Annotated in this window: 8 protein-coding genes, 1 tRNA gene and 1 pseudogene; all 10 read right to left on the reverse strand. The window is 40.3% G+C overall.

Annotated elements, in window-relative coordinates; translation table 11 throughout:
• Nucleotides 1-527 precede the first annotated feature (527 nt).
• Entirely contained in the window at nucleotides 528-4,739 is a 4,212-nt protein-coding gene (gene rpoC / locus ACFIJL_RS06655; protein WP_375623675.1) for a DNA-directed RNA polymerase subunit beta', read from the reverse strand.
• A gap of 172 nt (nucleotides 4,740-4,911) precedes the next feature.
• The gene (rpoB, locus tag ACFIJL_RS06660) at nucleotides 4,912-9,060 is read right to left on the reverse strand and encodes a DNA-directed RNA polymerase subunit beta (RefSeq protein WP_375623677.1); all 4,149 of its coding nucleotides are present in this window, start codon (nucleotides 9,058-9,060) and stop codon (nucleotides 4,912-4,914) included.
• A gap of 289 nt (nucleotides 9,061-9,349) precedes the next feature.
• Nucleotides 9,350-9,721, reverse strand: coding sequence for a 50S ribosomal protein L7/L12 (gene rplL / locus ACFIJL_RS06665; RefSeq protein WP_012755028.1), 372 nt, complete (start codon nucleotides 9,719-9,721; stop codon nucleotides 9,350-9,352).
• Nucleotides 9,722-9,822: 101 nt separating this feature from the next.
• A complete protein-coding gene (gene rplJ / locus ACFIJL_RS06670; RefSeq protein WP_012755027.1) occupies nucleotides 9,823-10,341 on the reverse strand; it encodes a 50S ribosomal protein L10 in 519 nt (172 codons plus the stop codon).
• Nucleotides 10,342-10,699: 358 nt separating this feature from the next.
• Nucleotides 10,700-11,404, reverse strand: a complete 705-nt coding sequence (gene rplA / locus ACFIJL_RS06675; RefSeq protein ID WP_375613460.1) for a 50S ribosomal protein L1 — start codon at nucleotides 11,402-11,404, stop codon at nucleotides 10,700-10,702.
• Nucleotides 11,405-11,408: 4 nt separating this feature from the next.
• Complete coding sequence (gene rplK / locus ACFIJL_RS06680; protein WP_375616770.1) at nucleotides 11,409-11,837, reverse strand: 50S ribosomal protein L11; 429 nt, start codon at nucleotides 11,835-11,837, stop codon at nucleotides 11,409-11,411.
• A gap of 149 nt (nucleotides 11,838-11,986) precedes the next feature.
• On the reverse strand, nucleotides 11,987-12,517 hold the full coding sequence (gene nusG / locus ACFIJL_RS06685) for a transcription termination/antitermination protein NusG (RefSeq protein WP_005773664.1): 531 nt from the start codon (nucleotides 12,515-12,517) through the stop codon (nucleotides 11,987-11,989).
• A gap of 20 nt (nucleotides 12,518-12,537) precedes the next feature.
• Nucleotides 12,538-12,750 carry a preprotein translocase subunit SecE gene (gene secE, locus ACFIJL_RS06690; protein ID WP_273790652.1) on the reverse strand — a complete coding sequence of 71 codons (213 nt, stop codon included), beginning with the start codon at nucleotides 12,748-12,750 and terminating at the stop codon, nucleotides 12,538-12,540.
• Between the two features lie 205 nt (nucleotides 12,751-12,955).
• Nucleotides 12,956-13,031 (reverse strand) — tRNA-Trp (locus ACFIJL_RS06695).
• 47 nt (nucleotides 13,032-13,078) lie between these two features.
• Nucleotides 13,079-13,141 (reverse strand): annotated as a pseudogene (locus ACFIJL_RS06700) (elongation factor Tu); the annotation flags it as partial.

The raw sequence follows: 13,141 nt of genomic DNA on the forward strand, positions 1-13,141 counted from the left end.
ATAGATCACATTGTTATAAAAAATATGTCTATTTTTTATAAAACTTAGTGAGCACCTTAATCTCTACTTTCCTGCATTCTAATTTATAAGAAAATACATTCTTATCATACAAGCATTATATAGTAGAGAATCAATTATTTTTTAGATTATAGAAAAGACTCTTGATCTTTCATTATAAGTCCTTTTAATTTTTTATAGAAGATATCAATCAAAAATTTTCCTACAATTTAAAATCAATCTTATTTGATTTGTAGATAATCAACTCTTTTCCTTGAATATGACTTTTGAGTTTCACATATTTTGGAAAAATTCTATACTGCTTTTAGAAATTAAGAAACTTTAAAATAAAGTAACAAAAAAGATAAGCATCATTACAAAACAATAAGGCTACTAAAGACGTTTAAAATAACTGTCACCTTATAATTTTTAATATTTTTAAGAAAATATGCAATTTCTGCATTTCAAGATAAAAAACGTCTGAACTTTCTATTCAGACGTTTTTTATATTATGTAATGTTGTATTTAAATTATTCAGCAACTGCCCCAGTTGTCATATTTGTCAACATAGCCTTAGCCACTTCGTTATTACTAGACTTACGCTGCTCATCTACAATCAAATCATCACGAACTGCAGCAATACGACGGATTTGAGAAATCGTACCACCCGTACCTGCTGGAATAAGACGACCGACAATAACGTTCTCTTTAAGTCCTTGCAAAGTATCAATTTTACCAGAAACTGCTGCTTCAGTAAGAACACGTGTTGTTTCCTGAAACGATGCCGCCGAAATGAAAGAAGGCGTTTGAAGAGAAGCTTTTGTAATTCCAAGAAGAATGGGATTACCAGATGCGGGTTTCTTCCCTTCTGCAATCAAATTATCATTGATTTCATCAAGTTCAATACGATCAACATTATCACCTGGAATATAACCAGAATCTCCAGATTCAGTAATTTCAACTTTTTGCAACATTTGACGAACAATCACTTCAATGTGCTTGTCATTAATAAGAACCCCTTGCAAACGATAAACCTCCTGAATCTCATTAACAAGGTAAGATGCCAAAGCTTCAACACCCTTAATCGCCAAGATATCATGAGGTGCTGGATTCCCATCAAGAATATAATCCCCCTTTTCAATTTGATCGCCTTCTTGAAAGTGAAACAGCTTACCTTTTGGAATCAAATATTCTACTGCCTCAAGAGTCTCATCATTTGGTTCAATAATAATACGACGTTTATTCTTATAACCACGGCCAAACCGAATTGTACCACTTACTTCAGCAATAATCGCATGATCCTTTGGACGACGTGCTTCAAAAAGCTCAGCCACACGAGGCAAACCACCCGTAATATCTTTCGTCTTGGCACTTTCCATTGGTAAACGAGCAATAACATCACCCGCCTTAACATGAGCACCAAGCTCAACAGAAAGAATAGTCTCCGCTGACATCATATAACGGGCTTCACCTCCTTTATACAATTTAGCAATGGATTCACCTTCTTTATCTGTGTGAATAATAATAGCTGGTTTAAGATCCGCACCACGTGGATTAGCGCGCCAATCAATCACCAAACGCTTCGTAATACCCGTAGATTCATCAGCTGTTTCAGTGACAGATAAACCATCAATCATATCTTCAAAACCTACATAACCTTCAACTTCCGTTAAAATTGGACGTGTATAAGGATCCCATTCTGCTATACGTTGGCCACGTTTAACCACATCACCATCATCAACAAAAATATGAGCACCATAGCTAACACGATGTACAACGCGCTCTTTTCCTAACTCATCCTTGATAAGGATAGCCATATTACGCCCCATAACAACCAATTGGCCCTCAGAGTTACGAACCACATTACGATTACGAATCTCCACCTTACCTTCATAAGATGCCTCTAAATACGATGAATCAACAACCTGCGCAGTTCCTCCTAAGTGGAAAGTACGCATAGTAAGCTGTGTTCCCGGCTCACCAATGGATTGAGCAGCAATAACACCAACGGCTTCTCCCTGATTAACAGGTGTTCCACGCGCCAAATCACGACCATAGCATTTTGCACAAACACCAAGACGTGTTTCACATGTTAAAGCAGAACGAATTTGAACAGATTGAATTCCAGCTGCTTCAATCTTCGCAACATCAGCTTCCTCAATCATTGCCCCACCTTCAAGGATAACCTCTCCAGAGACAGGATGTAGAATATCAACAAGGGCTGTACGACCAAGAATTCTTTGCCCAAGGGAGGCAACAATTTGTCCTGCATCAACAATGGGCTGCATGGTAAGCCCTTTTGCTGTACCACAATCAACTGCTGAAATAATAGCATCCTGTGCAACATCAACAAGACGCCGTGTGAGATAACCAGAGTTAGCAGTTTTTAACGCAGTATCAGCGAGTCCTTTACGTGCACCATGCGTGGAATTGAAGTATTCATTAACAGTTAGACCTTCTTTAAAATTTGAAATAATGGGGGTTTCAATAATTTCACCCGATGGTTTTGCCATTAATCCACGCATACCAGCCAATTGTCTCATCTGGTTAGCAGAACCACGTGCACCAGAGTGCGACATCATATAGATCGAATTCATTGGCCGTTGACGACCTGTTTTAGGATCAAAATCGACGGCCTGAATACGTTTCATCATTTCATCCGCAACGCGATCTGTACATTTACCCCAAGCATCTACAACCTTATTGTATTTTTCACCTTGTGTAATCAAACCATCATTATATTGCTGTTCATACTCCTTAGCCAAAGCTTCTGTTTCTGCAACTAAACGCGACTTACTATCAGGAATAACCATATCATCCTTACCGAATGAAATTCCTGCACGACAAGCATAAGAAAAGCCAAGTTGCATAATACGGTCACAAAAAATAACTGTCTCTTTTTGTCCACAGTGCCGATAAACATGGTCAATCATTTTAGAAATATTCTTTTTCGTCATTTCTTGATTGACAATATCAAAGGAAATATCCGGACTTCTTGGCAAAAGCTCACCGATAATCAAACGACCAGGTGTCGTATCATAAAGTTTAGCAACTTCTTTCCCATCCTTACCGATATTCTTAACACGACCTTTAATCTTCGTATGAAGCGTTACAACCTTATTTTCTAGGGCATAATGAAGCTCACCTATATCAGAAAAAGCCATTCCCTCACCTGGTTCTTTTTCAGAAACAATCGAAAGATAGTAAAGACCAAGAACCATATCCTGTGAAGGAACAATAATTGGCGCCCCATTGGCTGGATGAAGAATATTATTGGTCGACATCATCAAAACACGGGCTTCAAGTTGAGCTTCAAGAGAAAGCGGAACATGAACCGCCATCTGATCACCATCAAAATCCGCATTAAAAGCAGTACACACCAATGGATGTAGCTGTATAGCTTTTCCCTCAATCAAGATAGGCTCAAAAGCTTGAATTCCCAAACGGTGCAATGTTGGTGCACGATTGAGCAAAACAGGATGTTCACGAATAACCTCATCCAAGATATCCCAAACTTCTGGATGTTCCTTCTCAACAAGCTTTTTTGCTTGTTTTACAGTTGAGGAATATCCCTTCGCATCAAGCCGCGCATAAATAAAAGGCTTAAATAATTCAAGAGCCATTTTTTTGGGAAGACCACATTGATGCAATTTTAATTCAGGACCTGTCACGATCACAGAACGCCCCGAGTAATCAACACGCTTTCCAAGTAAGTTTTGACGGAAACGCCCTTGCTTACCTTTTAACATATCTGAAAGAGACTTTAATGGACGTTTATTGGCTCCAGTAATCACACGCCCACGCCGTCCATTATCAAATAATGCATCAACAGCTTCTTGTACCATACGCTTTTCATTGCGCACGATAATTCCAGGAGCACGCAATTCAATCAGCCGCTTCAAGCGGTTATTACGATTAATAACACGCCGATAAAGATCATTCAGATCTGATGTCGCAAAACGCCCACCATCAAGTGGAACCAACGGACGCAAATCCGGCGGAATAACCGGAATTGTTTTCATAATCATCCACTCTGGCTTATTCCCAGATTCAAGAAAATTTTCAACAATCTTAAGTCGTTTAATTAATTTTTTCTGCTTTAACTCTGAAGTTGTGTCAGCTAATTCGAGACGCAAATCATTAGCGATTTTATCTAACTCCATACCAGCTAAAAGCTCGTAAATAGCTTCAGCGCCAATCATAGCCGTAAACTGATCTTCTCCAAATTCATCAATAGCAAGCATATATTCTTCTTCAGAAAGAAGCTGATGGAGCTTAAGAGATGTCAATCCTGGCTCGGTTACAATATAATTCTCAAAATAAAGAACCCGCTCAATATCTTTTAAAGTTAAATCTAAAAGTGTAGAAATACGACCTGGTAATGATTTAAGAAACCATATATGCGCAACAGGTGCCGCAAGTTCAATATGCCCCATACGCTCACGACGTACACGCGAAAGGGTAACCTCTACACCACATTTTTCACAAATAATGCCCTTATACTTCATGCGTTTATATTTGCCACATAGACATTCATAATCCTTAATAGGGCCAAATATACGTGCACAAAAAAGACCATCACGTTCTGGTTTAAACGTCCGATAATTAATCGTCTCAGGCTTCTTAATCTCACCATACGACCAGGACAAAATTTTCTCAGGACTCGCAATAGAAATACGAATAGAGTCAAATGTCTGCGCTGGCGCTTGAGGATTGAAAAGATTCATGACCTCGTGGTTCATGCTGTTCTCCTTCAAAGATTCTTAGAACCTGTTGTAATATCTCATTTATTTTATTACAGATCTTCTTTAAAAGACATTTACTTTTAAAAACGAACTGTATAGCCTTAATAAGGTTATTGAGCCTCTTAAAGTAATAAGAGCGCAGCCTTTTTCTAGTGCGCTCCTTGAATTATTATTCTGCCGTATCAGACAGTGCCCGCTGTGCAATAAGTTCACGCGCATCATCAAGCTCCACATTAAGAGCAAGTGAGCGCATTTCTTTCACCAACACATTAAAGCTTTCGGGTATCCCTGCCTCAAATGTATCATCACCACGCACAATTGCCTCATAGACTTTTGTTCGACCAGCCACATCATCTGATTTTACTGTTAGCATCTCCTGCAAAGTGTATGCAGCACCATAAGCTTCAAGTGCCCATACCTCCATTTCACCAAAACGCTGACCACCAAACTGTGCCTTACCTCCTAATGGCTGCTGCGTAACAAGTGAATAGGGACCTATAGACCGCGCATGAATCTTATCATCAACAAGGTGATGCAATTTCAACATGTAAATATATCCCACCGTTACTGGACGATCAAAAGGCTCCCCAGTACGACCATCATAAAGTGTAACCTGCCCAGAACTATCTAAGCCTGCGTCTTCCAGCATCATGTTAATATCAGACTCATGTGCTCCATCAAAAACAGGCGTTGCAATTGAAACACCTTTCTTCATCTGTAATGCCAATTTGTAAAGGCTTTCATTATCATACTGACGAACTGGTTCATTATGATTATCATCAGGCATAAGATTTTCAATACGCTGACGCAGCGGCAATATATCCCCAGTCTCTTGATACAACTCTAACAAATCACCAATCTTCTTGCCCATCCCCGCGCATGCCCAACCAAGGTGCGTCTCAAGAATTTGTCCAACGTTCATACGACTAGGCACACCAAGTGGATTCAAGACGATATCAGCATGAGTTCCATCTTCAAGAAATGGCATATCTTCTATAGGAAGAATACGTGAGACAACACCCTTATTCCCGTGCCGTCCCGCCATCTTATCACCTGGTTGGATTTTGCGCTTCACTGCCACAAAAACCTTCACCATTTTCATGACACCAGGAGGCATTTCATCACCTCTTTGGACCTTTTCAACTTTATCCATAAAGCGACGTTGTAATGCTTCTTTTGATTCATCATATTGCTTGCGTAAAGCTTCAATTTCATTTTGAAGCTTTTCATCCTCAATAGCAAATTGCCACCACTGCGATCGTGGATATTGCCCCATTACCGTACCATCAAGCTTTTTACTACCCGAAAAGCCCTTCGGACCTTCTACAGCAACTTTACCTGTTAACATATCGGTAAGACGCGCATAAACATTGCGATCAAGAATCGATTGTTCATCATCACGGTCTTTTGCTAAACGCTCAATTTCTTCACGCTCAATTGCCATCGCACGTTCATCTTTTTCCACGCCATGGCGATTAAAAACGCGAACTTCAACAACAGTACCAAAAGTCCCAGGAGGCATACGCATAGAAGTATCACGAACATCGGATGCCTTTTCCCCAAAAATTGCACGCAGAAGCTTTTCTTCCGGAGTCATAGGACTTTCACCCTTTGGTGTAATCTTTCCAACTAAAATATCACCCGGTTGAACTTCAGCACCAATATAAATAATACCAGCTTCATCAAGATTTCTTAACGCTTCTTCCGCAACATTAGGAATGTCGCGCGTAATTTCCTCAGGCCCAAGTTTTGTATCGCGTGCCGCAACTTCAAATTCCTCAATATGAATTGAAGTAAACACATCATCAGCAACAATGCGCTCGGATAATAAAATAGAATCTTCATAATTGTATCCATTCCAAGGCATAAAGGCTACGAGAACATTCCGCCCAAGAGCCAAATCACCAAGATCCGTGGATGGGCCATCTGCAATGATATCACCTTTCTCTATCCTATCACCGACATGTACAAGAGGGCGCTGATTAATACAGGTGGACTGATTAGAACGCTGAAATTTCTGTAAGCGGTAAATATCAACGCCTGATTTTGAAGGATCTAAATCTTCCGTTGCACGGATAACAATACGAGTAGCATCGACTTGATCAACAACACCACTACGTTTTGCACTCACAGCAGCTCCTGAATCGCGCGCAACTATGGATTCCATTCCCGTCCCAACAAATGGCGCTTCAGCGCGTACAAGAGGAACTGCCTGACGCTGCATGTTCGATCCCATAAGCGCACGATTCGCATCATCATTTTCCAAAAACGGAATAAGCGCTGCTGCGACTGAGACCAACTGTTTGGGTGAAACATCCATCAAATCAACATGATCACGCGGCGCCATTAAAACTTCACCAGCATGACGACAAACAACAAACTCTTCTATAAAACGGCCTTCACTGTCTAACGAAGAATTAGCTTGAGCTACATAATGCTTTGCTTCTTCCATCGCTGAAAGATAAATAACTTCTTTTGTGACTTTACCATCAATAATTTTTCGATATGGGCTTTCAATAAAGCCATATTTATTAACCCGTGCAAATGTTGCTAAGGAGTTAATAAGACCAATATTCGGGCCTTCTGGTGTTTCAATCGGACAAATACGACCATAATGCGTAGGGTGTACGTCACGAACTTCAAAACCCGCACGTTCACGAGTCAAACCACCTGGACCAAGAGCAGAAAGACGGCGCTTATGGGTAATTTCCGACAATGGATTGGTTTGATCCATAAACTGTGATAATTGTGAAGACCCAAAAAACTCGCGAACTGCCGCTGCAGCAGGCTTTGCATTGATCAAATCCTGCGGCATGACTGTATCAATTTCAACCGATGACATACGCTCTTTTATCGCACGCTCCATACGAAGAAGACCAATGCGATACTGATTTTCCATCAACTCCCCAACGGAACGAACGCGACGGTTGCCAAGATTATCAATGTCATCAATTTCACCACGTCCATCACGCAATTCAACCAACATCTTAACAACAGCAAGAATATCCTCTTGGCGCAAAATGCGAACTGTGTCTGGACAATCAAGGTCCATACGCAAATTCATCTTAACACGCCCGACAGCTGAAAGATCATAACGCTCTGGATCAAAAAACAATGAATGGAACATTGCTTCTGCTGTATCGATTGTTGGAGGCTCACCTGGACGCATCACCCGGTAAATATCAAATAACGCATCCTGCCGACTTTCATTTTTATCCACCTTCAAAGTATTGCGGATGTAAGCGCCAATATTCATGTGATCAATATCAAGAATATTGACTTGATCAGCACTAACTTCAAGCAGAATTTTTAATACTTTTTCATCAATTTCATCACCAGCCTCAAGGTAAATTTCACCTGTTTCGTAATTGACGATATCTTCAGCTAGATAACAACCTAATAAATCATCTTCACTAACTTTAACCGCTTTAAGTCCTTTTTCTACCAAAGCCTTCGCAGTACGAACGGTTAATTTTTTACCAGCCTCTGCAACAACTTCACCACTATCTGCATCTATAAGATCAGAAATGAGTTTCATTCCTTTAAAGCGATCAACAGAATAAGGAACTCGCCATCCTTCTCCATCACGCTCATAAGTCACTTTATCATAAAACGTCGATAAAATATCCGACGCATCCATACCTAACGCCATCAAAAGACTAGTAACAGGAATCTTGCGCCGCCGATCAATACGCGCATAAATGATGTCCTTAGCATCAAACTCAATATCAAGCCAAGAACCACGATACGGAATAACACGAGCTGCAAAAAGAAGCTTTCCTGATGAATGCGACTTTCCTTTATCATGGTCAAAAAAGACACCAGGAGAACGATGCATCTGAGAAACAATAACACGCTCCGTACCATTAACAATAAAGGTACCATTCGTCGTCATTAAAGGCATATCGCCCATATAAACGCCTTGCTCTTTAATGTCTTTGATATCTTTGGAGCCAGTATCTTCATCAACATCAAAAACAATCAAACGCAATATGACCTTTAATGGAGCAGCATAAGTTAAATCACGTTGACGGCACTCTTCAACATCAAATTTTGGTAAATCAAATTCATAACCTACAAACTCAAGCATAGCTGTACCGGAAAAATCTGAAATAGGAAAAACAGATTTAAAAACAGCTTGCAAACCTTCATCTGGTCGTCCACCTTTCGGTTCCTCAACCATGAGAAACTGATCGTATGACGCTTTTTGGACCTCAATAAGATTCGGCATTTCTGCTACTTCAGGAATCTTACCGAAAAATTTGCGTACGCGCTTACGACCATTGAATTGAGACATCATTGCGTGAGTCTGAGCCATCGTCGCTCCTTGATCTTTACTCTTCAAGGTAGACCAACCTTGAAAGCCTTATATCATTAACCTGCATATGCAGACCAGTTCACTTGACACTCATAATGAGCATCATTAACTTCTCCCACCAACATAAGCCATTTATCTCTTTGACTCTATGATGAAGGGATGAGTAATCCAAAACTATCCCATTCCTGTTACGAAACCGTTTGGAAAAGGTTTTTTACTCATTCTTTTTCCTCTTTGTATTAAGAGAAAGAAAATCGGCGAACATAAATGCCCGCCGATAAAATTAAATTTACTTAAGTTCCACTTTAGCACCGGCAGCTTCAAGTTGAGACTTAATTTTCTCTGCCTCTTCTTTAGAAGCACCTTCTTTAATAGGCTTGGGTGCTCCTTCAACCAGATCTTTAGCTTCTTTAAGACCAAGTCCAGTAAGAGCACGAACTTCCTTAATAACATTAATTTTTTGTGCGCCACCTTCAACAAGAATAACATCAAATTCTGTTTTTTCTTCAGCAGCTGGAGCAGCAGCACCAGCAACAGCAGCGACAGCTACAGGAGCAGCAGCCGAAACTCCCCACTTTTCTTCAAGTAACTTAGAAAGCTCAGCGGCTTCCAAAAGGGTTAGATTAGAAAGGTCTTCTACGATCTTCTCTAGATCAGCCATTTTTAAATTCCTTCAATTAAAAGATTTGAACCATTATTAAATTTTATCCAAAAAAACAGAAAAGTATTAAAGCTCTTCCATAAACGTGAATACAAACAGCCTTAAGCCGCCTTATCCTCCTGAGCATATGCTCCAATGACACGTGCAACCTGACCAGCAGGGGCATTAACAACCTGTGCAATACGGGTCGCAGGGGTAGAAATCATCCCCACAAGTTTTGCACGCAACTCGTTTAATGAAGGCAATGAAGCCAATGACTTCACAGCATCTACAGTTAAACTTGTTGCACCCATTGAACCGCCAAGGATGACAAATTTGTCATTGCTTTTCGCAAAATCAACAGCAACTTTCGGTGCTGTGATTGGATCTTCTGAATAAGCAATAAGTGTTTGTCCAGTAAACAAACCCACTATTGATTCAGATTCCGTGCCCTGAAGAGCGATTTTAGCAAGACGGTTTTTGGCGACTTTAACGGCACCGCCAGCTTCACCCATTTTCGAACGCAGATCATTCATCTGTGAAACTGTCAGACCGGAATAATGTGCAACAACAACAGAACCAGACTTCCGAAAAGCCTCGTTAAGCCATGTAACAAATTCGCGTTTTTCCGCTCTATTCACTGTCTCTCTCCATTTAACAGATTTGCTTAAAACAAACCTGTAGGTTACCTTTGATAACATAAAATACTTCATGTCACCGATGAGGATCCTGTCCCCTTTTTCACGCACAGCGTTCAAAGGCAACCCAGGCTCAAACCCTTTAAGTCTTTTAACTCTCAGTTTTTACCCCAGTCTCATGCAGGTTTTTTTGATTAAGATACTTAAAAGCATCACCTACAATCTCGGACAGGATATTCCGGAATTTCTCCCGGTACAACCTAAGCCCTATAAAGCTTAGATAGCTAAATGCTGATCAAAACCAGCATTTTAAATACAATTTTGCTATTCCCATACCCCAAAACAAAATTATAAATCAGCTTTATACTAACTCTGAACGAACCGTTGCTGGATCAACTTTAACACCAATTCCCATAGTCGACGAAACAGCAACGCGCTTAATATATTCACCTTTTGCACCTTGCGGTTTGGCTTTAATAACTGCACTTGCAAAGGCTTTTATATTTTCTACGATTTTTTCAACACCAAAAGAAGCCTTACCAATACCAGCATGGACAATACCAGCTTTTTCCACACGAAACTCAACAGCACCACCTTTAGAAGCTTTGACAGCACCGGCGACATCAAGTGTTACAGTACCAACTTTCGGATTCGGCATCAAACTCCGTGGACCAAGAATCTTACCAAGACGACCAACGAGAGGCATCATGTCTGGCGTTGCAATACAACGATCAAAGTCTATAGTCCCTCTATTAACGCTTTCAAATAAATCTTCGGCACCCACAATATCAGCTCCTGCTGCCTTAGCTTCCTCAGCTTTATCTCCACGGGCAAAAACGGCAACACGAATATTTCGACCTGTTCCATTAGGCAAATGAGCAACACCTCGAACCATTTGATCAGCATGACGAGGATCAACACCCAAGTTCATTGAAATTTCGATTGTTTCATCAAACTTAGCAACTGCACGCTCCTTAACCATTGAAACGGCATCTTTTAAAGCGTAAAGTTCATTAAAATCAATATCTTTTCGGATATTTTTTATTCTTTTTGCTACTTTTGCCATAATATTAGCCCACCACTTCCAAGCCCATCGAGCGAGCAGAACCTTCAACCATACGCATTGCTGCCTCAATATCATTTGCATTAAGATCTTTCATCTTTGATTCTGCAATCGAACGAATCTTATCGCGAGAAATGCTTCCTACAGAAACTTTACCAGGCTCTTTTGAACCAGATTTTAGTTTTGCTTCCTTCTTTAAAAAGAACGATACAGGAGGCGTCTTGAGAGAAAATGTGAAAGACTTATCTTGATAATACGTAATAACAACTGGAATCGGCGCTCCCTTTTCCATTTCTTGTGTCGCTGCATTAAACGCCTTACAAAATTCCATGATATTAATACCACGCTGCCCAAGAGCTGGACCAATCGGTGGAGATGGAGTAGCAGCTCCTGCAGGAACCTGCAACTTAAGCTGACCTATACTTTTTTTTGCCATAACAATCTGCCTTCAATTTCACTGGTATACGGACAATTCACCTTGCCTGTTACCCGCTGCAGTCACGTGGTTCGGATCATTAAGCCGACAAAAGCTATAAATCACCTCCCACTCCTTCCTTAAAGTAATTAAAACTACTCTAAGTTTAATCAGAGTTTTTCAACCTGACCAAATTCCAAATCAACAGGCGTAGGACGCCCAAAAATAAGCACTTCAACTTTAAGACGAGAGCGCTCTTCTTCAACTTCTTGAACAATTCCATTAAACGAAACAAAAGGACCATCAGCAACGCGAACTTGCTCTCCAACCTCAAACAATACAGAAGACTTTGGAGACTCAACCCCCTCCTGAACTTGTTTGAGAATTTGCTCAACCTCTCGATCAGAAATTGGAACAGGACGTGCATCCGACCCTAAAAAACCTGTCACTTTAGGCGTATTCTTAATAAGATGATAAACTTCATCTGTTAACTCAGCACGAACAAGAACATAACCAGGAAAAAACTTTCGCTCAGTATCAACCTTGCGTCCACGACGAACCTCTACAACACGCTCTGTTGGAACAAAAATCTTTTCAAAAAGATGATCAAGCCCCTTTTGCTTTGCCTCCTTATCAATAGCTTCCGCTACTTTCTTTTCAAAATTTGAATATGCCTGAACAATATACCAACGAGCTGCCACAGTCACACTTCCTTACATTCTCAACTAAAAAGATATTTCAGAAGATCAATAACCCGCCAAACACCAAAATGCATAACCTGATCCACAATAAAAAAGAAAGCTGAAGCCAATGCAGTTACCAACAAAACCATAATAGTAGAAATAACCGTCTCACGACGTGTAGGCCATTTCACTTTAATTGTTTCTGCATAAACCTGCTTCAAAAAGGTAATCGGATTGGTTTTAGATGCCATCGTCACACTATACTCTCTCTAGTCCTATTGTGTTTTATAGAACAAAATAAACAGGAAAAAAATGCAAAAGCCAACTTTAAGACTTATGCAATTTCCTTACTTTCTATTCAATACCGTTTCACACACAAAAAAACAAGCCCCATATCAAAAAAAGCGAAAAAGGCAGCAAAATCCACTCCCTTATATGTAAAATTCCACCCCCATTTGGCAGGGGCAGCAGGACTTGAACCCGCGACCTGCGGTTTTGGAGACCGCCGCTCTACCAACTGAGCTATACCCCTAACTCTCAAAACTAAAAAACTTCTAACTTCCCTTCAACAAGCATTATTTATTCAATGATCTTAGAGACGATACCGGCACCAACAGTACGACCACCTTCACGAATAGCAAA

It is taken from the genome of Bartonella sp. TT119HLJHH (assembly GCF_042193385.1).
Lineage (GTDB): Bacteria > Pseudomonadota > Alphaproteobacteria > Rhizobiales > Rhizobiaceae > Bartonella.